Below are 22,947 nucleotides of genomic sequence, written 5' to 3' on the forward strand. Positions count from 1 at the left end.
CAAGACACCCTAGCAAGAGACGTTAGCAAGACACGCTAGCTAGAGACGTTAGCGAGAGACGTAAGCAAGAAACGTTTAGCTAAAGAGAAGCTAGAGCAAAGCCGTGGGGTCACGGCTTTATTCTATTGATATAAATCAGGTGTTATTTAGGGCGGTAAAGTACACAAATTTTGTTACCTGCGGGATCGCGTAAGTAACCTAGAAATAGTGGCCCCATTGGTGATTCTCGATAACCTGGCAATTCTTCACAGGTGACGCCACCATTAGCAAGCCCTGCAGCATGCCATGCAAGTGCTTGTTCTTCATTCGCAGCCGAGAAACCAACTGTGGTGCCATTACCATGGCTTGAGCTTTCACCATTGATAGGCTTAGTTAACGCAAAGACACCTGTTTCAGTGACATAAAAGCAACGCCCTTTCGGATCAATCGTACCTGGTGCGTGACCTAATGCTGCTAAAGTGGCATCGTAAAACGCCTTTGATGTGTCGATGTCGTTGGCGCCAATCATAACGTGACTGAACATAGTTAACTCTCCGTGTGTTTTATCAATTTGGATTTTAGGAAATCCAGAGGGGTTATTTATTTTTTATACATTGTTTATATTACTGTATTTGTTGTAAACGCTGTCTTAGTGCTGTTCTGCGTGTTGCTCAAGCAGTGAAATAGTATGGCTGAGGAGTTGTTTATCTCCCATTTTTCCATGGCCAGGAAGCACTCTGTCGGTGTCTGTAAATTGTGTTTGTAATTGCTTAATTGAGAATGGCCAAGCGTCTAAGTCTGCTTCACCGTAATACCCTAAGCTTTTACTGCCAAGGCTTTTGACTAAGCAGCCACCATATAGCAATTTGGATTGAGGAAACCAGACCACCAAGTTATCAACCGTGTGACCCGCACCGACAAAATAGACTTCGACTTTAGACTCTACAAAGTCGAATTGACCTGCTTTAAAGCTATTTGTGGTGGTAGGTTTGCCTGCTTGTTTAAGGAGTTTATTCGTATGTTCAGATGCATAGGTTGTCACGCCGATTCGGTTTAAGTAATCCACCCCCGCAGTGCGATCTTCATGTGAGTGCGTTGATACGCTGGCCGCTAAAGTGAAGCCTTGATTTTCAATCCAACTGACTAGTTTGATCGTATCAGCCTCACTCCATGGGGTATCGATTAAATAGGCTTTGTTATCATCAATTAAAATGAGTCCGTTAGAGCCGACAAAACCGTATTGCTGGGTTTGCATAAAGGATTCGTGGACAAACAATGTGTCTGATAAAGGGGTAATGCTTAACTCGCCTTTAACTTGCAAGGAAGGCTTTTCTGCTTCTTTCTCTGCCTCTGCCTTTGGGTTTGCTTTGGCTGACATTGACAACAATGTCGTGGTTAAACAAGCGCTGAAGCAAAGTGAAATAAGTAACCAGTTAATAGATTTGCGAGTGGTTCGGTTGAACATAAAAATACTCAAATGATGAAAGGTCGTGTTTAATACTGCCATAATTTACGCAGATTAGAATATGTTGTCGGTATTAAACCTTGTTAATTTGCCATTAGACTTAACTCAAAAGCTGCACTTGTTTGCTGCAATTGTTAGCTTCACTAATTTGCTGCACTTGTCAGTTGCATTCGGTCACCTGTTCATTGATGTTTTAAAAACAGCTTTTGAACGTTAACTTTTGCTTTTATACGTGAGGCTAGTAAGTATATTCCGGCTAATTTCCGATGAACAAAAATTGCATCAGTAGGTGGCGTATGCCATTCATCTGGCTTGGTACTCATTGATTTCGCGGCATCAGTGACGCGTTTTGCAAGGTTACTGGTTTCAAAGTCATACTCTCCGTCGCATCGCAATGGTTCACAGGCTTGGTGGAAAATATCAACGATCAGTTGTTGCTGCTCTATGGTGATATTTTTTTGAAAGAAACCGATGTCTGAGGCCGCTTGTGTCATTAACGCTTTGTCACTGGTCATCGCCCCTTGCATGAGTTTTCGGTAACCTGCAGACAGGTCATCTGATATTGAACGAGTGGCACCAAAGTCCAGTAATACAATCTTGTCACTTTGGTTTTGATACATAAAATTGGCAAAGTTAGGATCTGTTTGTACTAACTTGAACTCAAATAGCTCGTCTAGAAATAGTGCTAGTAATTGGGTGGCGACATTGTCCCTAATGCTTTGCTCAAGTTTAGCGACATTTTCAATGGCTTCACCTTCGATAAACTCCATGACTAAAATACTGTCCGTGCTTAATGACTGGTAGATTCTAGGTACAATAAATTGTTCATTACCCGCAACCCATTGCTGGTATTGCATTAAAAAGCGAGCTTCGTATTCATAGTCGGCTTCATGATGCAGTTGAGCTTTTGCTTCTGCGAGTAATTTATCAAATTGCACATGGTCTGGGATAAGTTGGGCCACTTTAAGTAAGGTAGCAACGTTATCAATATCGCTATCAATACTGTCTTTAATGCCTGGATACTGGATTTTAACCGCTAGCTTTTCCCCTGAATCTAAATAAGCAAGATGCACTTGGCCAATTGATGCTGCGGCAAAAGGGCGCAGTTCAAATTGGGCAAATGGCGATAACCAATCATTTCCCCATTGTTGTTTGAGTATTTCGACCAATTGTTTATGAGGCATGGCTTTAGCATCATCACGCAGCCTTGCCATGATTTCACTTAATTCTGCGGGTAATAAGTCCCCAGTGTCCATTGAAATCATTTGGCCGACTTTCATCGCCGCGCCGCGAAGTTGGGCGAGCTTTTCTGCTACTTGAGAAATATTCTTAGGCGTAAGAACCAGTTCTTGAAGTTTAGGTGATTGGCCTTTACTGAGCTGCTTTGCCCCTTCCAGCAATACATTTCCAGCTAAACGTGAGGCAAGACCACCCATTTTACTCAGTCTGGAAAAACGACTACTTGGAACTTTGGCTACTTCTTTACTCATAGTGACAACTCATTTTGAAGGAAAGAGAGGTACTGCTGAAGACTCATTCTTCATTCATCTGCTTCAATAATACGGCTTATTAAGAATACGTGGTTAACTGGATTTAGATCAACCTGATAGTGAGTGAGATACTTTCGGCAAATTGAATACGCAATAAAAAAGGACAACGAAGTTAGCTTCGTTGTCCTTAAAGTTTGTCTCAGTAATTAGCTGATTTCCGAAGTTAGCATTTGATCGCTAGAATTCAATTTCTAGAATTCAGTCTCTAGAATTCAATAGTATCTTGCCAGCCTAAAAGTACACCTTGCATGCCATGTTTTTGCTCATATCGTTCAAGTTTTTCAGGGCTTGCATCATCAAGAGCTAACTCGCGATATTTCTTGGCAAACTTGAGGGTACGCAATAACTCTTTATAGAAATGCTTACCTAAGTCTTCGCGTATGGTTTGTGCTAAAGCGTCGGGTAAATGACTTAGCGCACGCTCAGTATGGAGCGTAATCGTATCAACACTGAACCATTTTTCATCTAATTCAATTTTGCGTAAACGCTTTTTCATGTCTTCACGCACTCTGGCGTCATCAAACATAATGCGGTACAAAACGGCTTCAGCTAATACGCTTTCTAAGCCCAAGCTAAATAAAGGATCAAGCTCCACTTTAGCGTAAAAGGTTTCTAATAAAACCTTAGTGGCTTCTTGGTTTTGATGATCTTTCAGCGCTGTTTGATAATCTTGCCAGCCTAACCATTCTTCAGTATCGGGTGGAGTAGAGATTTTCTCTAACAAGAGCTGATTGATACCACCGTAAAGCGAATTATCACTTCCGTGCATGTGTTTACTGACAGTTGTCAGCATGCTCCAGCCTTTTTGAAAACACTTAAGTACGCCATCGGGCGTTTGCAGTAAAGCGACTGAAGCGACAGGTTCTTCACCTGTTAGCGCAATAAGTCCTATACTTACGACACCAATGACATCGTGAGCGGCATGCTCAAGCAAATGCATTTTGTGTTTGTTATAAAACTTATCTGCCAGTTTCAAACTCATTAAAATCGCTTTGGATTTTATTTGAGTCACATGTTCATCGGTTAAGCGTTCTTCTGCACGTCCATATTCAAGTACACGACTAAAATAGGGACCTTGGTTATTATCACGTAATGCTAATTGCATTAAGTCGATTCCTTAATCAAGAAAAGTAAACATGTCATCGACTTCAGCGTATTCATCAGCTACTTCGTTTTTCTCTTTCGCTTGTAGAACAAGCTCATTAACGAATTTACCGATGATTTGCTCCCAGCCAGAACTTTCATTACGTAGCAAGTTCTTAATTGATGAAGCCACACTAGGTGCAAGTTGTTTAATCAGGGCGAATAAGCTGCGTGGGTCGTCCATCGCTAAGCTGTGAGCTTCTTCATCTGCCTGCCAGTTACTGTAGCCTACAGTTTCGCCATCATCTTCATCATCGAAACTCTCGTAAATCGAATTACCATCTTGCTCGCCAGATGGTGCAAGGATTAGCTCAATAAACGGAATTGACAAGTAGAATAATCCAGCTGGATCTTCAGCAATACATTCTAAAATAGCGGTTTGCTTTTCTTCTGTTCCCTGAATACGAATGAGGTAAGTCAGAAACTCAAATGTATGGTGCATGAGCTCATCGGCATTGGTTTTAATTTGCTCTTCCCAATACAGTGGCTGCTGACAAACGATGTCACGGATTTGTTCTGGCGACATCAACTCAGACATGATTGATGGACATGAAATATCATGGTGACTGTTAATTTGCGTTAAGGTCACAATATCCATGTGCTCAATAACATCAACCAGTTGATCATCCGACATGGTATTAGCAATAATTTCAAAGCGCTTACTGGCTTGTTGCGGCTCGACATCGGCAAGATCTTTAATCTCTGCTGCTGTGAGTTCAATAAGGTTGTTCATTATCGCTCCTCGTCATCATATTGATCGTAATAGCCTTCTTCATCGCTGTCGTCATAATCACCATCATCATTGTATGGATCATAACCGTCGTCAGATGAATCTGAGTCTGAAGCACTACTGAATGATTTACTCGGCGCTACCACATTATCTTGGGTGTTAAGTAAGTACACCACGGCGCAGCTCTCAATCAGTAATTCTTCACTATACTTGCGTACTGCCAGCACTAAAGGCACATCATCATTATTAAATTGAATCGTTACTTTAAACTCATCCCACGACGGCATCGTCGCAGTATCAATCCATGTTGCCCACTTGGTTTTGGCAGCATCTGAAAAGCGAACTCGATTGAATAGCGCCACAGGTAAGTATTCTGGCACAGCGGCAAGCATCGAAGGATCCGCTAATAAGATCGCTTTCATTGAGTCAGTAAATTTAGCTAATGCTTCAGGGCTATCGGGATCGTTATACGACTCGATATTGTCATAGGCATTATTTTTTAACTCATTAATACGTGAGATATTAAGTGGTTTGCTCATGGGTTTCTCAAGAATAAAATTGGTCCCACAGCTCGGTCATTGCCGCTGTAGGATTGGTCACGATGACATTATTAAAATCTTTAATAAAGGCAGTTCTTAATTTTTTATCAGACAAAACATCATAGGCATTTTTGACCCGATGCAACTGCTGCGCTGCAAGATGTTTTTCTTCTTCTGAAGCATTAATCAGTTTATCGGGGTGTAACTTATTTGATAAACGTTTATAGGCTTTTTTTATTTCGTCTTCTTTGGCACTGGCTTTAACACCGAGGACTGTGAAGTGGTTAATCATATTTTTACCTATGGCATATGAACTTGGATAGACTGATGCTAATCCATTAAATTATGATTATTTGGTTGTATACCCATGATACTTCAAGATGCAAAGTCAGCAAGGCAAATAGTGCCAAGATGCTAGGCATAAAATTGAAGTATAGTTATTCTACATAGATATTTTATAACAACGCAGATTGGTGCTATTTGCCTTGCCCTACGGGGCGCAAGCTCGAAAACCATTGCTACGTTGTAAGCTTTGAAAAGTGAATAGCAATTAACTCAGCTTACGCCTTGCATTGTTATCCGAGCTTGTGCCTGACAAAGCATTTTGAGGTAACATGGGTATAAATAATAACAGAAATACAATCATTTCCATAAAACTATCAACTAGTTTAGCTTATTACAAAATTCAGATGTTCAAATTGAATAAAAATAATACAAAATTAATAATCTGAATGTCCACTTTGGCTGACAGTTGCTTTGAATTATTCTCATTTTTAGGCTTTTGAAAATAAAAAAGAGCACATTATGGTGCTCTTTTATATTGTATCTTAGCGACCGCTACTGGCTATTTCGACTAGCTATTCCTAACAAATAAATCTGCTATCGATTGCTATTAACAATTGCTATTAACGATTGTTAGCAAACAAATATAGTAAGTTTAACTATCCGTGTTGTCTTTTTCGATTATGGCTAAAATCACTGGCACTATTTGATTAATAGCACCAACACAAAGACTTAATATTGCGACATATTCCCAACCCATGTTTAGCTCCTTTTTGTTCCAACTTAACGGCTGTCACGTTGTTTTTCAGATGCAGCCAGTGTAGAAAAGAAGGTAAATCTAAATAAGTGAGAACTGTCATGGGTTCAGATGACAAAAGTCATATATTGGCGTTTTTATATTTATTAACGGCTATTTAATCAGCTTTAGCAGTGATTTAAATCGCTCGCCACTGGCTTGATGCTGTAGCTCAAATAAGCATGACTCAGTATTGGTTGTTCGTGCGCCTAATTGCGTCATCATTTGAATACCCAGTTGTTTGTTTTCAACAGTGCGTGAAGATACCGCATCGGCGACAAGATGGACGTTATAGCGATTAGAGAGTAAATCTTGGCAGGTTTGGTAAACACAAACGTGGGTTTCAATACCGGCAAGAATAATATCTGTGCGATTAAGTCTGGCTAACTGCTGCTGAAACTCTGGACTTTGCCAAGCGCTGAAATATGACTTTGGAATAACTTGAGTCGTTTTACTCAGTAGTGCAGCTAACTCCTCTGTGGTGCCGCCCAATTTATCGGGCAATTGCTCAACCCATAAAATTGGCATATCAAACAGCTGCGCTCCTTGAATAAGAATGCCCAGTTGTTTGTGGAGTTCGGGAGATTGTTGCATGACTTGGGCAAGTTTACCCTGAACATCAATGATCACTAATACCGATTTATCTGTGGTTAACATGGCCATTCCTTACTACTGGAGAATTAGGTGTATGAGTCATATTGAGTAAACGATACTTTTGCACTAATGACTATTGTCGAAAAGTCGAACAAGCTTAATCAGCGTTAAACGGTAAGTGAGTTATCCTGTAAATCTAATACGGTGATGCTGTTATGGCTATGGCTAATAAGCTATGACTGCGTTGCTATTGCTATTGCTATCGATATAGCTAAGCAGCTATGACTGCGTTGCTATTGCTATTGCTATTGCTATTGCTATTGCTATTGCTATTGCGATAGATACAGATATCGATATAGAGCTGCAACTGGGCCTTCAAGGAAGAGTAATGAACAAGCGAATTATTATATGTGCCGACGGTACTTGGAACCGACCTGAAGAAGACATTAACCAAGATCAAGCGACCAATGTGCTGCGTCTAGCGAGAGCCATTAGCCCCGTCGCTGCCGATGGCACTCCCCAACAGGTATTTTATGACTGGGGAGTAGGCTCTTATTACGACGGCATCATTGGTGGCGCAACCGGAAGAGGTCTGCATAAAAATATTGTCGATGGCTACCGATATATTGTGCAAAATTATCAAGCGGGTGACGCCATTTACTTATTTGGCTTCAGCCGAGGCTCGTATACCATGCGCTGCTTGTGTGGACTGATTAATAACTGCGGCATCGTAAAACGCCCTGATGCCAAGCTCATTCAACAAGCTTTTGACCACTATAAAACCCAAGCTTCAGCATATGCACCAGATGGCGCGAAGTCATTGGCATTTAGGCAGCAGCATTCGCATCCTTCGCGAGATATTGAGTTTGTTGGTGTATGGGACACGGTGGGCGCAATGGGGATCCCCAGCTCGTTTTTAGGCTTGTTTGAAGATAAAGATGAGTTTTATGACACGAAAATTGGCAGCAATGTCAAAGTGGCACGCCATGCACTGGCGATTGATGAGCATCGACAAGATTTCGAGCCGACAATTTGGCAACCTAAAAATACCATGGATATGAAACAAGTTTGGTTTGCGGGGGCCCACAGTAATATTGGTGGCAGCTACCAAGCTGACAAGAATGGGCAAATGTTATCGGATAATGCTTTGTTATGGATGTTGTCTGAAGCTCAAGCGAATAGCTTAAGTATTGAGGCACATTTAATTAATCAGGTTTCACCAACCCCTTTAGCTAAATTGCATAACTCGCGACGTAGCTTTTATCGTATTAAACGTAAACTGTATCGAGATATGGCCCCAATGGGTCTGCCAATGTTGATCCATCAATCGGTAAAAGATCGTTGGGATAATGACCCCAAATACCGACCTAAGAATCTTCAAGACTTAATCGAGCAATATGGCTGGCCCAGTGAACTCGTGTTATAACGCATTCAATAGTCTTAACAAATTGCTAGAATAGCGTTTTAGCGCTGGTTTATTAAAACTGGATTCATTTTTACGTTATTGGTTACATTAACCGTGACTTCACTTATCAAAGGATTTTTAGTGGCTCATTTTGTTGCTCATCGATTTATATTCACCTTAAGTTTCACTTTAGCGTTATCGGTACTAGGCGTTTGTGGCAATGCAGTGGCTACAGAAGTGTTAGCAACTAAAGCTTTAGTGAGCAAAGATATAGTAAACAAAGACATAGTAAACAAAGCTTTAGTAGATAAAAGTATTCCTGCTAAACGGGTGATTGCGTTATCTCCTCATGCAGTAGAAATGCTATATGCCATAGGAGCTGGCGAGACGATTGTTGCTACCACTGATCATGCAGACTTTCCTGAGCAAGCTAAGAATATCCCGAGTATTGGCGGCTATTATGGCATTCAGATGGAGCGAGTGATTGAGCTAAATCCAGACCTTATTGTGGTGTGGGAAAGTGGCAATAAAATGGAAGACATTGGTCAATTAAAACAGCTAGGTTTTAATGTGTTTAATAGCGATCCTAAAAGCCTAGATGATGTGGCCAAAGAGCTAGAACAATTAGGTGAACTAACAGGGAATCAACAGCAAGCTAAGCGAGTGGCTAATGATTACCGCAAACAGTTATCGCTCATTCGCAGTGAAAACCAACAAAAGCCTGCTGTGAAAGTCTTTTATCAATTATGGTCAACGCCATTAATGACGGTATCAAAGGGCAGTTGGATAGAGCATATTATCAGTGCTTGTCATGGCGAGAATGTATTTATCGATGCTGCCAGTGAATACCCACAGATAAGCGTTGAGAATGTACTGTTAACCGGTGCAGAAGTGATTCTTCAAAGCCAAGATGAAGGTAATGTGATTGGTGTCGATTGGTCAACGTGGCCTGAATTACCCGCAGTAAAAAATAATCATATCTATCAGCTTAATGCGGATTTACTGCATCGCGCTTCCCCAAGAGCCATACTAGGTGTGCAAGCACTTTGTGACGCTTTAGATAACGTCAGAGCGCAATGACATCTGATTTATACTCACAAGCGATATGTTTAGCTGTTATCAAAACACAGCGAGATAAGATCCAAGCTCTAAAGTATAAGACATAACCTTTCCTGTTGTGATTCACCTATTGCCAATAAAGTGTCCGCTCGGACACTTTCCTTTTATGCGGACACTTTTTCAGTGTGTCCGCGGACACATTCTATTGCGTTAAAAGAACTACAATTTAATTAAGTTTATGATTTTAATTGTTTTTAATTTTCTGGCACGCCCTGTGCTATCTGTTAGGTATCAATATCGAATTAGCGGACTAGATAACCATCTAACGGACATTATCTAGCGAGTTTCAAGGAACTGAGATGATTAAAGATACCAGCGGACAAGATACTGTCGTTAAGCCAAGTGCTTCTAAAAAACTCCGTATGCCAGTCATTATTGGCACAGTAGGTGTGTTAATGAGCGCCTTAGTGTGGGCAAGCATTGGACATGATTCATCGATTCGTTCAATTGAAAGCAAAGACTTACGTTTAGCCACGGTAACTCGTGGCACTTTGGTTCGTGATATCGCTACCACAGGTAAAATCGTTGCGGCCAATGCGCCTATTTTGTATAGCACTGAACAAGGTGTCGTGACGCTATTGAGTCAGCCTGGTGATCAAGTTGAACCCAACCAAGTTGTTGCTCAAATCGATAGCCCTAAATTACGCAGTCGTTTTCAACAAGAGCAATCGGTATATGCCGCAATGGAAAGTGATTTAGAGCGCGCCAAGTTAGATGCACGCCGTGAGCAATTACGAGTCACCCAAATACTGGATATGGCGAAAGTTGATTTGGAAGCCGCAGACAGAGAAAGCCGCCGAGGCGATCAATTGATTCAAAACAGCTTGATTAGCCGAATTGATTTTGAGAAAGGTAAAGATGAGTTACGCAAAGCTAATTTAATGCATCAGCATGCGATTCAAGAAGTCGATTTGATGCGCGATACCTTAACGTTCGAACTGAAAAATCGCGCTTTGGAAGTCGATAGACAAGCCTTGGTTGTGACTGAGCTTGCTCGTCAGATCTCAGCATTAGAAGTTAAGGCACCGGTTAAGGGCATTATTGGTAACTGGTTGGTTGAACAAAAAGCACGAATTGGTGCCAGTCAGCCTATTTTAACGGTTGTGGATTTAAGCGCCTTTGAAGCAGAGCTTGCTGTACCTGAGTCTTACGCAGACGATTTAGGTATTGGCATGGAAGTGGAACTGAGTTTTGGCAGCGTCAATGTTATGGGTCACTTGTCTTCTATTTCACCTGAAGTAAGAAATCGTGAGGTAACCGCGCGAGTTAGGTTTAATCCTGAACCGAGCTTATCACTACGTCAAAACCAACGTTTATCAGCAAGGGTGTTATTAGAGAATCGCCCGAATGTATTAATGGTAAAACGTGGTGACTTTTTAAATCGTGGTGGTTCAACTGCATTTGTGATGAATCAAGATATGGCAGTTAAAACGCCAGTGATACTAGGCGCTAGAAGCATGAGCCAAGTTGAAATCGTCGACGGTGGTAAAGAAGGTGATGTATGGGTGGTGTCTGGCACCGAAGCATTTAGAAACGATGAACAGATTCAAATTAGATAAATGTTAACCCTATTGGATTACAACAGCATTAAGTAAGGACACCACAATGAAATTATCTCAAACAAAACCAATCACTGGCTTTATCGCGTTGATGTTTTTGAGTTTAGCGGTGAGTTATCGCATAGATGAAAGCTTTAACTGGTTGTCATTTAGTTTTCAAATTATTGACCTAACAGATCAACTCGCAGATCAGGTTAGTTATGGATTAAGCAGCGACATAGTGCAGGTGCTATTTGAATTAGATTTTGCCACTGCCATACAGATTATTGTGCAGTTTTAGCACTGTAAAGAACCATTTTATTAACCAACTTATAGAATAAATAATGATAACTAGCGCTAAAGCATTAGCTAGTTAAACAAGGAAAGAACACATGTTATCAATGAAAAATATTAGCAAAGTATTTAAAACGGACTTAGTAGAAACTCATGCTTTACGTGACTTTAATCTTGAAGTTGAAGAGGGGGAGTTTGTTGCGGTTACAGGGCCATCAGGCTCAGGAAAAACCACCTTTTTGAATATTGCAGGTTTACTTGAAGGGTTTACCTCTGGCGAATTCTGTCTTGATGGTGTCAATGTATCTAACTTAAGCGATAACCACAGCGCTAAAGTCAGAAATGAGAAAATTGGTTTTATTTTCCAAGGTTTTAACCTTATCCCTGATCTTAATTTAGCTGAAAATGTTGAAGTGCCTTTACGTTATCGTGGTTTTAATCGCGCTGAGCGTAATCGCCGGGTGGAATCAGCGTTAGAGCAAGTAGGATTAGCAGCGCGTATGAAGCATTTACCGTCACAATTGTCAGGTGGGCAGCAGCAACGTGTTGCGATTGCTAGAGCCTTAGCTGGCGAGCCAAGGTTTCTATTAGCCGATGAGCCAACGGGTAATTTAGACAGCTTAATGGCGCGCCAAGTGATGGAGCTACTAGAAAACATCAATCAAACGGGAACCACGATTATTATGGTGACCCATGATGCAGAATTGGCTCGACGTGCCCAGCGCAATATTCAAATCGTTGATGGCCAAGTGTGTGACTTCTCTATGTATCAAAAAGCCGATCAATCTGTTGTAACCGATTTACAGCAAGCTGCTGGCTTACAACAAGCTGCAAGTAGCAATGGATAATCTGAGTAGGAGATAAGCTTATGTTTTTATATTATTGCGATCTTGCTTGGCGCAGCATCAAGAAAACCCCAATGCTATCCATGCTAATGGTTTTAGCGATTTCAATTGGTATTGGGATTACGATTACTACGCTCAATGTTTACAAAACCATGTCATATAATCCTGCCGGAGACAGAAGTGATAGCATCAACTCCATTCAGCTTTGGAGCCAAGGCTTAGATACCTGGGATGATTTTCAGTCAAATATTACTTACACAGATACCATTAATCTACGTAATAATAACGAGTTAGCGCTTAAGGCTGCATCATTTCGCACTGGGCTGGCGATGCAATCTGATAATCAAGATATTGAGCCTGTGTTAAAAAGTATTCGAATCACAGACAGAGACTTTTTTAGCATTTTCGAGGTGCCATTTTTATATGGTGAACGTTGGAGTAAAACGGTCGATAGTCAGCCTGCTTATCAAGTGGTGATCGGTGAGAAACTCAATCAAACGTTTTTTGATGGACAAAACAGTGTCGGTAAAACCATCTACCTTAATCGTAAGCCTTACCAAGTGGTGGGAGTGATTAAAGAATGGAATCCACAACCTAAATACTATGATCCTCTGAACGGTGCATTCAATGATGCTGAAGAGGTGTTCATTCCATTCTCACTGACTGAGCAAGAAGAGTTTGATGTTTGGGGCAATACCAGTGGCTGGAAATTTGAGCCAATGTTGACCTATCAAGACCGCTTAAATTCTGAAAAAACCTGGATTCAGTTTTGGGCGTTATTACCAACGGCTGCCGACAAGCAACAGTTGCAAACTTGGCTTGCTCAGTATGTTGAACAACAACGCAGCTTTGGTCGTTTCACTGATACAGCTAAAACTCCACAAGAGTCTTTTCAAATTAGTGATGTGGCGCTATGGCTTGAGAATAATGATGTAGTGCCAAGAGATAACAAAATTTTAGTCGGCCTCAGCGTACTGTTTTTGAGTGTGTGTTTGGTCAATATTTTAGGTTTATTGCTAACTAAGTTTTTAAAACGCGCGCCAGAAGTGGGTGTTCGCCGCGCCATTGGTGCCAGCCGTGGGCAGATATTTTCCCAGTATATGGTGGAAGTGGGCTTAATCGGTTTTATTGGCGGCATTGTAGGATTGTTGTGGGCTTGGGGGGCATTAACTGTGCTGCATGCCGAGTTTAATGTCGACCCGAGTGTCACAGGGTTAGATACCAGCATGTGGATTATCACACCACTAATTGCCATATCTACGGCAGTACTGGCAGGTGTATATCCTGCTTGGGTAGTGTGCCGCACTAAGCCTAGCGTGTATTTAAAAGCGCAGTAGTGAGCAAAGAAAGGAATTCAACATGTTACATATCAAACCTATTTTATCGAGTTTAATGCGCAGCAAAAGTGGTCCTGTGTTGTTGCTGTTACAGATTATTTTGTCAGTTGCGATTGTGGCTAATGCCAGCTTTATTATTCATGAACGTTTAACCATGATGCAGCGTGATTCGGGCTTAATGGAAGAGCAAGTTTTAAGCTTTAACGTTTATAATTTTGACCCTGCTATCGATAACATTCAGCAAAATGTTATCGACCAACAAATATTACGTGGCCTACCCAATGTCATTGATGCCAGTTCAACCAACATGATGCCACTCAGTGGTAGCGGTTGGATGGATCGCTATGTTGATAGTGCCGATGAAGACACCGCCAAAAGTATGCCTGGCTTTGCTTTGTATTTAGGTAATGAACATTTACTCAATGTGATGGGCGCTAAGCTTATCGAAGGGCGTAATTTTCGTCCTGAAGAAATCAATACTCAACTTGATCAAAGCGGCATGGTAGCGATGGTATCGAAACTTCTCGCTGAAGAGTTCTGGGGAGATGAATCTCCCGTTGGCAAAATCATGTATCAAGGTGCACAAACCATCGAAATTATTGGCGTGATTGAAAAGCTACAAGGGGCTTGGGTTAATCATGAGAATTTTGAATATAGCGTGATTCAAAATATTGATTTTGGCGGTGGGTTGAAGAATAAAACCTATATGGTACGTGCTTTACCTGAACATATTCCCGCTCTAGAAGAAGCCATTGTCAAAGCGTTTCATGCTGAAAACCCTAATCGCGTTATTGATGGTTTTTCATCACTACTCGATATGAAGAAAGAGTCTTATAGCAACCATAGATTAATGGCAACCTTACTCAGCATGATGGTGATTTTATTGCTGTTGATTACTGCTTTAGGGTTAACAGGGATGGTGATGTTCAATATTCAGCGTCGTACTAAGCAGATTGGCACTCGCCGTGCTTTAGGGGCGAAAAAACGCGATATTGTTAACTTCTTTATGGTTGAAAACTACATGATTTGTCTTGCTGGTGGAGTGATTGGTGGCTTATTGTCATTGCAATTAGGTCAACAATTAATGAGTTTATATAGTTTACCCATGTTACCCATGACTTATCCTATTGCCGCTATTGCTGGCTTGTTAATCGTGACGACATTGGCAGTGATTTTCCCCGCGTTGAAGGCGGCAAAAATATCACCTGCAATGGCAACTCGCAGCGTTTAACTAACATCAGAGGTTAATGGTGAGTCGTCGCCATTAACCTCAAAATAATCCTATGGCCTTATGCTAACTTAGGTTGATACATGCTTAAGCTTCTCGCAAAAGAGACCTTTTTACAGTAACGTTATCTGGATTACATAACGCCAGAACATACAAAGAGAACACATAATACACATGGATAGTATTTTAGTGGTTGATGACAACCATGCTATATGCAGCGCACTGACGTTGATGTTAGACATCCATGGCTATCGAGCATTGAGCTGTGAAACGCCAGAGCAAGCCTTAGATATTGTATCTAAACAAGATATTAGTCTTGTTATTCAAGACATGAACTTTACTCAAGATACAACTTCTGGTGAAGAAGGTAAGCAGCTGTTTTATGCCTTACGCCAGCAGCAGCCCAATTTACCGATTATTTTAATGACGGCGTGGACACAATTAGAAACCGCTGTTGAATTGGTTAAAGCAGGCGCTGCCGATTACATGGGCAAGCCCTGGGATGACGCCAAGCTGCTCACCAGCATCAATAATCTGTTGTCGATTTATCACCTTTCTAAGCAAAATAATCAACTGACCCGCGTGGATTCTGATCGCATGAGTGCCATTAACAATGCTGACTTGTGCGGTATGGTATTTGGCAGCGGCGTAATGCAGCGCTGTATTGATTTAGCATTACAAGTGGCCAAGTCTGATGTGTCCGTGATGATTACGGGCCCTAATGGTGCAGGCAAAGATAAAATTGCTGATATATTACAAGCCAACTCATTATTAAGTCATAAGCCATTTATCAAAGTGAACATTGGCGCATTGCCAATGGATTTACTGGAAGCCGAATTATTTGGCGCTGAAGCTGGCGCGTTCACTGGTGCAAACAAAGTTCGCATAGGCCGTTTTGAAGCCGCTGACGGCGGAACACTATTTTTAGATGAGATTGGTAACTTGCCGTTATCTGGGCAAGTGAAACTATTACGCGTGCTGCAAACTGGTGAATTTGAACGTCTTGGAAGTCATCAAACTCGTAGAGTGAATGTCCGCGTGATCAGCGCAACCAATGCAGACTTAGCAGATGATATTGCCAATGGCCTGTTTAGAGAAGATTTATTCTACCGCTTAAACGTGATTGAGCTGCCATTAGCACCACTTAATCAGCGCGTGGATGATATTTTACCGTTAGCACTGCATTTTGTTGGTGAAGGGTTTAGCTTTGATAAACCTGCTCAGCAAGCATTATTATCACACCCGTGGTCTGGCAATGTCAGAGAACTTGAAAACGTCTGCAAAAGGGCGGTTTTACTGACACAAAATGCCGTATTAACCAGCGCTGATTTAGGGCTGACATCTGTAATCGTCAATACAACAGTTCAAGAGATTACGCCTGTATCAACTAAGAATATGCCAGTATCTGAACCCGATAAGTTGCAAATTGAACAAGCGCTTATCGCTCATAATGGTGTGATTGCGAGGGTGGCTAAGTCTTTAGGTTTAAGCCGCCAAGCACTTTATCGCCGTATGGATAAATACGGCCTTTCTGCTAAGTAGCCCATGGCGATGACTTTATTAAATGCGAATAAAAGTGAACATAGATAATGAAAAATACGCTGCAACTTCGAAGTAAGTTAGTGCTTGGTAATCTTTTAAGCCTGGCTGTCAGCGGACTATGTGGTTGGAGTATTTGGTTTTCATTTGGCCCTGAACAATTATGGCTGGCGATTGTCATTAGTGCGGGAATTTGTTTCTTAATCAGTATGTGGCTTACTCAAACGTTGAGCGATAGTTTAAGTGCATTAGAAGTGGGTTTACTCAACTTTAAAGATAATGAATTTAGCGTATCGTTACATGGCTATGGCGAACCACAATTAGACGCCATTGCAGAGCTGTATAACCAAGCATCGCAAAAGCTGCGTAATGAACGGCAGTTCATCTATCAACGTGAATTGATGCTCGATAAAGTTATTCAAAACTCACCCAACATTATGTTGCTGGTGGATGACAATCAACGAATTATCTATGCCAATGACGCTGCAAGACACTTATTTAACCAAGGTGTACGCATTGAAGGTATGTTGTTATCTGATTTAATTGCAGAGCTACCTCATGCGCTCAAGCAAGCACTCGATAGCGAGCATGAAGGGCTATTTTCAATTGATGGTGACAACCCAAATAGTAGTGATGATGACGTTGAGACCTGGCATATCTCACGGGGCAAGTTCAGCCAAAACAATCAACAACACCATTTAATATTACTAAAGCAGCTGACCAAAGAACTTAATCGCCAAGAAGTGGCGGTGTGGAAGAAGGTTATCCGCATTATCAGCCACGAATTGAACAACTCAGTAGCACCTATAGCGTCTATGGTGAATTCAGGAAGAGTGTTAACCAAGGACGTTAATAACGACAAGCTTGAGTTGATATTCGACACCATCGAAAACCGTACGGCACATTTAAGTCAATTTATCTCTCATTATGCAGAGTTTGCCAAATTACCCTTACCTCGAAAAACCATTGTCAATTGGGATAACTTGATTGAACAATTAGCTGAGCAATACGCTTTTAAATTGAATTCAGATTTACCAACAATGGCAATTGAATTAGATTGCGTTCAGCTTGAACAAGTACTGATTAACTTACTTAAAAATGCCCATGAATCGGGAGCTGATAAAGATAAAGTCAGCTTAAGCTTTCAACAGGTAAATCATCCTCTAGCAGGCATTATTATCACTATCGAAGATAATGGTAGCGGTATGTCGAGTGAAGTGCTGTCTCAAGCGTTATTACCGTTTTATTCAACTAAACAGTCAGGTACCGGAATTGGCCTGCCTTTATGTCGTGAAATAGTAGAAGCTCACGGCGGTCATATTACCATGCAAAATCGTGCACAAGGTGGACTTAGCGTTAAGTTGTGGCTGCCAAAAGAATCGGTTATTTAAAAAATAGAAGGCTAAAGGAATAGATTGCAAATGAAACTGGCACAGTTAAATATCGCAAAATGTAAATACCCACTAGAAGCTCCAGAGATGAAAGACTTTGTTGATAATCTTGATGAGGTCAATGGCATTGCGGAGGCGAGTTTAGGTTTTGTATGGCGACTGCAAGATGAGTCTGGAGATGCCACCCAAATTCAAGTATTCGATGATCCGAGCTTGATTGTCAATATGTCCGTTTGGGAAGATGTTGAATCGCTAAAAAACTTTATGTTTCGCACCCATTATCGCGATTTTATGCGCCGAAAAGGCGAGTGGTTTGAACGCTTATCTGAAGACAGCTATGTTTTGTGGTGGGTCGCTGAAGGGCATACTCCTGATGTTCACGAAGCAAAAGAAAGGTTAATGCACTTAAGAGAAAATGGTGACTCGGCATACGCTTTTACGTTTAAAAGTAACTTTACCGAAAGCGATATAGCCTGATTTTAGGACTAAAACTAAAAGCCAATTTTTGCACTAAGCACTAGCACTAAGCACTCGTTTCTAAGCACTATTTTCTAAGTACTATTTTCTAAGCACTCGTTTCTAAGTAATGACTAACTCGCGGATAATGCCTTTACTGAACCAAGATTGTAATGTCTGCAGCACCATCATAGGTGCGGCCTGTTCATCGTACCAATTCAGCATTGCCTCACATTGATGGGCAAAATCATTTCCTTCAATAAAACCTGTTAATAGCGCGTATCGGCTTTGATTTAATGATTCAAATTGAGTCAACCTTTCACTGTTACGCCATAAAGCCCAATACCTTTGTTGTTGATAATATGGGGCGTCAGGAGCCGTTTCAGCTTTAAGTGCTTGCCAGCTTTCTACAGCGTTACTTTTGCAGCTAAACATTTGTAAGCTTGGGTGAAAGCGTAAACTGCAATCAGGCCATAACTCAGGTGCTAAAGTCTGCAAATCTGTGAAGTCAGCTCGAGTAGACTCAGCGCCATCAAAAGCAGCGAGTAACAAACGCTCAAATTGGGCAATATCAGCTAAAATAGGATATTGGCAAAAGAAGTCATCTGTGCGCAAAAACGCTGGTAAATTATCGCAAAACTGTCGCAGAGATGTTGCTGAAGAGGGGTGAGCGTCGAGATATTCTATGGCTAACTTATCAAATAGTTCATCACCTAAATATTGGCCTAAAATCTGATGATCTGTTTCCATGGTTTCTTTCAGACGAATTCGATATGCATTGGCATAGATTTGTAGTCGATGGTCTGCAGAAATTCCTTTTTGATCCGAAACCCGCTCCCTGATATCAACAAGGTTATTATCGCTTTTGGCCGATAATAAATATTGCATAAACGCTTGTTGAGTTTGTCTTAGTTGACTCATACGGCCACCTTTTTACTGGGTAACTGATAAGGATGCTGAATAAGATCTTCATTAGTACTCATTGGCGATATCGCTCCCATTGGGGCGAGTGATGATTGGCTTAATGCAGGATGTCCTGGCAAGGTGAGTTCAGCGATTTTCTGCGCCTCTAGCAGCTCTTGGTATAGCACTGGAAAATCTGGAATATTGGCATCTCGTTCAATCATGGTGCTGATGGGGCCAAAGCGCTCAAGCGCTGCTTGATATAATGTCCACACACTGGGCGGTACATCGTGGTCGTGAGTATCAATCACATATTCGCCGTAGTCTGAGTGGCCAGCTAAATGAAATTGTTGTACACGACGAGGATCAATTTTTTTTAAGTAATCTAGTGGGTTAAAAAAATGGTTTCGAGCACTGACGTAAATATTGTTGATATCCAGTAAAATAAGGCAATCAGCTTCTTCTGCAACTTGTGATAAAAAGTCCCATTCATCCATGGTTGAGTCTTTATATGATAGGTAACTGGATACGTTTTCAAGTAGCAGCCTTCTGCCCAAAACGTCTTGGGCTATTTTCACTCGTTCAGCCACATGTTTAACGGTTTCTTCTGTGTAGGGCAAAGGTAATAAATCATGACTGTTAACGCCATGAATTGACGTCCAGCAAATATGATCAGAGATCCATTTAGGATTAATGTCATTACTGAGTTTTTTTAGAGATTTAAGGTAGTCCATATCCAGTGGGTCAGTACTGCCAATTGACATTGATACGCCGTGCATGACTACCGGATATTGCTCTGCGATTGCCTCTAAATAGTATCGAGGTTTACCCCCAGCAACTAAGTAGTTTTCAGATAAGACTTCAAACCAATCGATAGCAGGTTGGTGCTGCAAAATATACTCGAAATGATCCGTGCGTAACCCTAAGCCAAAACCAATAAAGTCTTGTGTGATTTTCTGTTCTGACATTGGCTTACCTCTTATTGAACGCATCGCATGATGCGGGAAGTTAATAGCTTGGCAATTAGGGGGGGAATCTTACCAAGCCATCACTTTTTACTTTTTCACAGTAGCGAACTCTTATTGGAATGTTCGCTCAAATGATCGCTAACCCGTTTTACCGCCGATGTCAGCACATGATTTAGCTGTTGTATTGACAAAACCTGAACCTTTACAGCTCGCTTTGCCACCACACGCATGATCAGCGCCTTTACAATCATTATGGCCTTTACATACGTTTACGCCGTAACAATGGACCAAATCTGCCTTCGTTATTTTACCAACCCAGTCATCTTTGACTTTACCGCCAACATCACCACAGGCCTTTGATGGCATAGCAACAAACCCAGTTCCTTCACAACTTGCTTGGCCTTTACAGGCATTATCAGCTGTACCGCAATCATTGTGTCCTTTACAGACATTGACGTCATAACAGTGGACTAAATCGGTTTCACCCGCAGCTAAAGGTGCAGTATTAGATTCACCTGCCACTGCTTGACCTGATAACCCAGCCATTGCCATTGCAAGTGCTGCACCTGAAAGTGCTGTTTGTGCTTTCGTATTCATGATAGTTCCTTGCTTAAATTTGAACGTTCAAGTGAATCAATATTATTGAGTGTTCAATTGAGTTGTAAGCTTAATTAGTGAGTAAGTAGACACTTACATGTGCTCCTACTAATTAAAAGATGCTGCTCTTAAAAGATACTGTCCGCGGTTATCTGTCTTAATAGCAGGTAACTATATTGACCGTGAGGGTGGCTGGGATATTTCAAATTAGTTGTGTTAGGTAAACAAAATGTTATAACCAAGCAGGGCGAGAATAGCGTTTTACAGTTGATTTAAAACAATTTAAATTCAGTTTTATGTTAATGAAATAAATTTCTTATTTCAGCTAACTGAGCCTATTTATCACTTCATAAGCGGTTATTTTTAAATCTAGACAATTGAAAATTTAAATCTAGGCAATTGACAATTTAAATCTAGGCAATTGACAATTTAAATCTAGAGAGTAGAAAAGTCCTTTTTAAAGCCACTAAAAAGTGATTTACTGTCGGCTAATTGTCCTCTGCAAGCTTGGAAGCATTAATGCAAACTCTACTTATCTGTTTATTTATCGCTATGTTATTACCTTATTTGGCTAAAGGCCCTGTGGCAGTTGCTATGGCAAAACTGGGCGGTTATGACAATGCTCACCCACGTTCGCAACAAGCACAGTTAACTGGGGTTGGTGCTAGAGCATTAGCTGGGCATCAGAATGCGTTTGAGTCATTGATTGTTTTTGGCATAAGTTGTCTTGTAGTGCTTGCTACCGATAATGTCACCCCACTAGTGTCGACCTTGGCGATCGTACATGTCATCGCAAGGGTTAGTTATCACTTACTTTATTTAAAAGGCATTGCCACTATGCGTTCACTGGCTTGGTTTGTAGGAATATTTAGTGCCTTTGGGATTTTCTTTCAAGCTTTTTAAATATGCTTGAATGAATAAAAAGCGCTTACCGTTTATATAAACGATAAGCGCTTTTTTTGTAGTGATTACTCTAGGCTAATTCATATCACTCTACTTTTAATAATTAGATTATATGACTTAGTTTTATCAATCAGTCTGTTATAAATTAGTATGTTATAAACCAGTCTTATTTAAGTATGAGCTGCATAGTCTGTATAACCTTCAGCGTCTCCGCCATAGAGGGTTAATCTGGCATCTGCATCAAACTCTGTAAGTGCCATATTTTGCTTAAATCGCTGGACTAAATCGGGATTAGTCACGTAAGGCGTACCAAAGGCGACTAAGTCTACATAACCTTTTTCAAGCAAAGCCTGTGCACTTTGTTGAGTGAGTTTACCTGCAACCATTATCGGGTTTGGATAAATATCACGAATTTTCTGTCTAAAGCTATCAGTTGCTTCGGTGTAATCGCCGATGTTTTCGGAAAAATGCACATAGGCAAGTTTCATTGGCGCAAGTTGCTTCAGTAGTAGCTCCGTGACTTCAATAATATCGCTATCAACCTCTTTAAATCCTTCACCCACTAATGGTGATAAACGGATAGCCACTTTGTCAGCGCCAATGGCATCATTAACAGCATTGATCACCTCAAGTGGAAAACGTAGTCTATTTTGCTGACTGTTGCCATATTCATCTTGGCGTTGGTTGCTTACAGAGCGCATGAATTGATCCAGTAAATAGCCGTGAGCACCGTGAAGTTCTACACCATCAAATCCAGCTTCAATTGCATTACGTGCCGCTTGAACAAAATCAGCGGTGGTTTGCTCAATATCTTCAATGGTCATGGCTCTTGGAATTGACGTTTCAACCATGCCGAAACTTCCATCAGCCAAAGGACCGTAAACCTGATCCGGTTGTTTAATTGCTGATGGCGCTACTGGCTGCTGGCCAGCAATATCAGTGTGCGAACGTCGGCCGACATGCCATAGTTGCAAGAAAATCTTGCCGCCTTGTTTATGCACTGCTGTCGTCGTCTTTTTCCAACCTTCGATATGCTGTTGGCTATAAATTCCCGGTGTTAACGAGTAGCCACGTGCCACAGCTGAAATTGGCGTACCTTCAGCAATAATAAGTCCTGCCGAAGCGCGCTGCTGATAGTAGTTAGCCATTAAATCATTAGGTACATCACCTGGTTGAGTGGTACGTGAACGTGTCATTGGCGCCATGACGATACGATTGGCAAGTGTGCCGCTCGCCATTGGAAATTCTGAAAATAACATAACAATTCCTAATTCTTCTGAGCAGATGTGCTGTTAATAAGCACATCTCCACCTGTGTTAATAGTGATATTGCAAAGCAAACTAACT

Annotated in this window: 23 protein-coding genes; 11 read left to right on the forward strand and 12 right to left on the reverse strand. The window is 41.2% G+C overall.

All coding sequences use genetic code 11. From position 1 onward, the window contains the following. Positions 1 to 142 precede the first annotated feature (142 nt). The 8 genes from BCU84_RS00435 to BCU84_RS00470 all read right to left on the reverse strand — a co-directional run bounded on the left by BCU84_RS00435 (position 143) and on the right by BCU84_RS00470 (position 7,141). The gene (locus BCU84_RS00435) at positions 143 to 523 is read right to left on the reverse strand and encodes a VOC family protein (RefSeq protein WP_102526133.1); all 381 of its coding nucleotides are present in this window, start codon (positions 521 to 523) and stop codon (positions 143 to 145) included. A gap of 105 nt (positions 524 to 628) precedes the next feature. Continuing rightward, positions 629 to 1,444, reverse strand: coding sequence for a subclass B1 metallo-beta-lactamase (gene bla / locus BCU84_RS00440; RefSeq protein WP_157936177.1), 816 nt, complete (start codon positions 1,442 to 1,444; stop codon positions 629 to 631). Between the two features lie 182 nt (positions 1,445 to 1,626). Further along, positions 1,627 to 2,934: an AarF/ABC1/UbiB kinase family protein gene (locus tag BCU84_RS00445; RefSeq protein ID WP_102526135.1), complete on the reverse strand. Its 1,308-nt coding sequence runs from the start codon at positions 2,932 to 2,934 to the stop codon at positions 1,627 to 1,629. A 265-nt stretch (positions 2,935 to 3,199) separates the two neighbouring features. Next, positions 3,200 to 4,099: a hypothetical protein gene (locus tag BCU84_RS00450; RefSeq protein ID WP_102526136.1), complete on the reverse strand. Its 900-nt coding sequence runs from the start codon at positions 4,097 to 4,099 to the stop codon at positions 3,200 to 3,202. Positions 4,100 to 4,111: 12 nt separating this feature from the next. Next, complete coding sequence (locus tag BCU84_RS00455; RefSeq protein WP_102526137.1) at positions 4,112 to 4,870, reverse strand: hypothetical protein; 759 nt, start codon at positions 4,868 to 4,870, stop codon at positions 4,112 to 4,114. After that, positions 4,870 to 5,406 (reverse strand): hypothetical protein, encoded by a 537-nt coding sequence (locus tag BCU84_RS00460; protein WP_102526138.1) that lies wholly within the window; start codon positions 5,404 to 5,406, stop codon positions 4,870 to 4,872. Before BCU84_RS00460 ends, BCU84_RS00455 begins: the two co-directional genes overlap by 1 nt. 7 nt (positions 5,407 to 5,413) lie before the next feature. Next, positions 5,414 to 5,698 (reverse strand): J domain-containing protein, encoded by a 285-nt coding sequence (locus tag BCU84_RS00465; RefSeq protein WP_102526139.1) that lies wholly within the window; start codon positions 5,696 to 5,698, stop codon positions 5,414 to 5,416. A gap of 900 nt (positions 5,699 to 6,598) precedes the next feature. Further along, positions 6,599 to 7,141 carry a hydrolase gene (locus tag BCU84_RS00470; RefSeq protein WP_102526140.1) on the reverse strand — a complete coding sequence of 181 codons (543 nt, stop codon included), beginning with the start codon at positions 7,139 to 7,141 and terminating at the stop codon, positions 6,599 to 6,601. 325 nt (positions 7,142 to 7,466) lie between these two features. On the opposite strand from BCU84_RS00470, the gene BCU84_RS00475 reads away from it, so the two are divergent. The 10 genes from BCU84_RS00475 (at position 7,467) to BCU84_RS00520 (ending at position 18,251) form a co-directional block, all read left to right on the forward strand. Continuing rightward, positions 7,467 to 8,504, forward strand: a complete 1,038-nt coding sequence (locus tag BCU84_RS00475; RefSeq protein WP_102526141.1) for a DUF2235 domain-containing protein — start codon at positions 7,467 to 7,469, stop codon at positions 8,502 to 8,504. A gap of 249 nt (positions 8,505 to 8,753) precedes the next feature. Continuing rightward, positions 8,754 to 9,563 carry a cobalamin-binding protein gene (locus tag BCU84_RS00480; protein ID WP_277868750.1) on the forward strand — a complete coding sequence of 270 codons (810 nt, stop codon included), beginning with the start codon at positions 8,754 to 8,756 and terminating at the stop codon, positions 9,561 to 9,563. 338 nt (positions 9,564 to 9,901) lie between these two features. Continuing rightward, positions 9,902 to 11,161: an HlyD family efflux transporter periplasmic adaptor subunit gene (locus tag BCU84_RS00485; protein ID WP_102526142.1), complete on the forward strand. Its 1,260-nt coding sequence runs from the start codon at positions 9,902 to 9,904 to the stop codon at positions 11,159 to 11,161. A gap of 46 nt (positions 11,162 to 11,207) precedes the next feature. Continuing rightward, the gene (locus BCU84_RS00490) at positions 11,208 to 11,441 is read left to right on the forward strand and encodes a hypothetical protein (protein ID WP_102526143.1); all 234 of its coding nucleotides are present in this window, start codon (positions 11,208 to 11,210) and stop codon (positions 11,439 to 11,441) included. A gap of 91 nt (positions 11,442 to 11,532) precedes the next feature. Then, positions 11,533 to 12,282, forward strand: a complete 750-nt coding sequence (locus BCU84_RS00495; protein WP_102526144.1) for an ABC transporter ATP-binding protein — start codon at positions 11,533 to 11,535, stop codon at positions 12,280 to 12,282. 20 nt (positions 12,283 to 12,302) lie between these two features. After that, complete coding sequence (locus tag BCU84_RS00500; protein ID WP_102526145.1) at positions 12,303 to 13,616, forward strand: ABC transporter permease; 1,314 nt, start codon at positions 12,303 to 12,305, stop codon at positions 13,614 to 13,616. A gap of 22 nt (positions 13,617 to 13,638) precedes the next feature. Then, positions 13,639 to 14,847, forward strand: coding sequence for an FtsX-like permease family protein (locus tag BCU84_RS00505; RefSeq protein WP_102526146.1), 1,209 nt, complete (start codon positions 13,639 to 13,641; stop codon positions 14,845 to 14,847). 171 nt (positions 14,848 to 15,018) lie between these two features. After that, on the forward strand, positions 15,019 to 16,386 hold the full coding sequence (locus BCU84_RS00510; RefSeq protein WP_102526147.1) for a sigma-54 dependent transcriptional regulator: 1,368 nt from the start codon (positions 15,019 to 15,021) through the stop codon (positions 16,384 to 16,386). Positions 16,387 to 16,433: 47 nt separating this feature from the next. Next, positions 16,434 to 17,774 carry an ATP-binding protein gene (locus BCU84_RS00515; protein WP_102526148.1) on the forward strand — a complete coding sequence of 447 codons (1,341 nt, stop codon included), beginning with the start codon at positions 16,434 to 16,436 and terminating at the stop codon, positions 17,772 to 17,774. A 30-nt stretch (positions 17,775 to 17,804) separates the two neighbouring features. Beyond that, the gene (locus tag BCU84_RS00520) at positions 17,805 to 18,251 is read left to right on the forward strand and encodes a DUF3291 domain-containing protein (RefSeq protein ID WP_102526149.1); all 447 of its coding nucleotides are present in this window, start codon (positions 17,805 to 17,807) and stop codon (positions 18,249 to 18,251) included. A gap of 102 nt (positions 18,252 to 18,353) precedes the next feature. Here the strand turns inward: BCU84_RS00520 and BCU84_RS00525 are convergent, their stop codons facing one another. The 3 genes from BCU84_RS00525 to BCU84_RS00535 form a co-directional block, all read right to left on the reverse strand. Beyond that, complete coding sequence (locus tag BCU84_RS00525) at positions 18,354 to 19,151, reverse strand: DNA-binding domain-containing protein (RefSeq protein ID WP_102526150.1); 798 nt, start codon at positions 19,149 to 19,151, stop codon at positions 18,354 to 18,356. Beyond that, complete coding sequence (locus BCU84_RS00530; RefSeq protein WP_102526151.1) at positions 19,148 to 20,101, reverse strand: DUF692 domain-containing protein; 954 nt, start codon at positions 20,099 to 20,101, stop codon at positions 19,148 to 19,150. Before BCU84_RS00530 ends, BCU84_RS00525 begins: the two co-directional genes overlap by 4 nt. A 138-nt stretch (positions 20,102 to 20,239) precedes the next feature. Beyond that, positions 20,240 to 20,698: a hypothetical protein gene (locus tag BCU84_RS00535; RefSeq protein WP_102526152.1), complete on the reverse strand. Its 459-nt coding sequence runs from the start codon at positions 20,696 to 20,698 to the stop codon at positions 20,240 to 20,242. A 519-nt stretch (positions 20,699 to 21,217) separates the two neighbouring features. Between BCU84_RS00535 and BCU84_RS00540 the strand changes: the two genes are divergently transcribed. After that, entirely contained in the window at positions 21,218 to 21,601 is a 384-nt protein-coding gene (locus tag BCU84_RS00540; protein WP_102526153.1) for an MAPEG family protein, read from the forward strand. Positions 21,602 to 21,771: 170 nt separating this feature from the next. On the opposite strand, the gene BCU84_RS00545 is transcribed toward BCU84_RS00540, so the two are convergent. Further along, the gene (locus BCU84_RS00545; protein WP_102526154.1) at positions 21,772 to 22,860 is read right to left on the reverse strand and encodes an alkene reductase; all 1,089 of its coding nucleotides are present in this window, start codon (positions 22,858 to 22,860) and stop codon (positions 21,772 to 21,774) included. Positions 22,861 to 22,947: the final 87 nt, after the last annotated feature.

This window comes from Shewanella sp. 10N.286.51.B7, assembly GCF_002873615.1.
In the GTDB taxonomy this organism is placed as follows: domain Bacteria; phylum Pseudomonadota; class Gammaproteobacteria; order Enterobacterales; family Shewanellaceae; genus Shewanella; species Shewanella electrodiphila.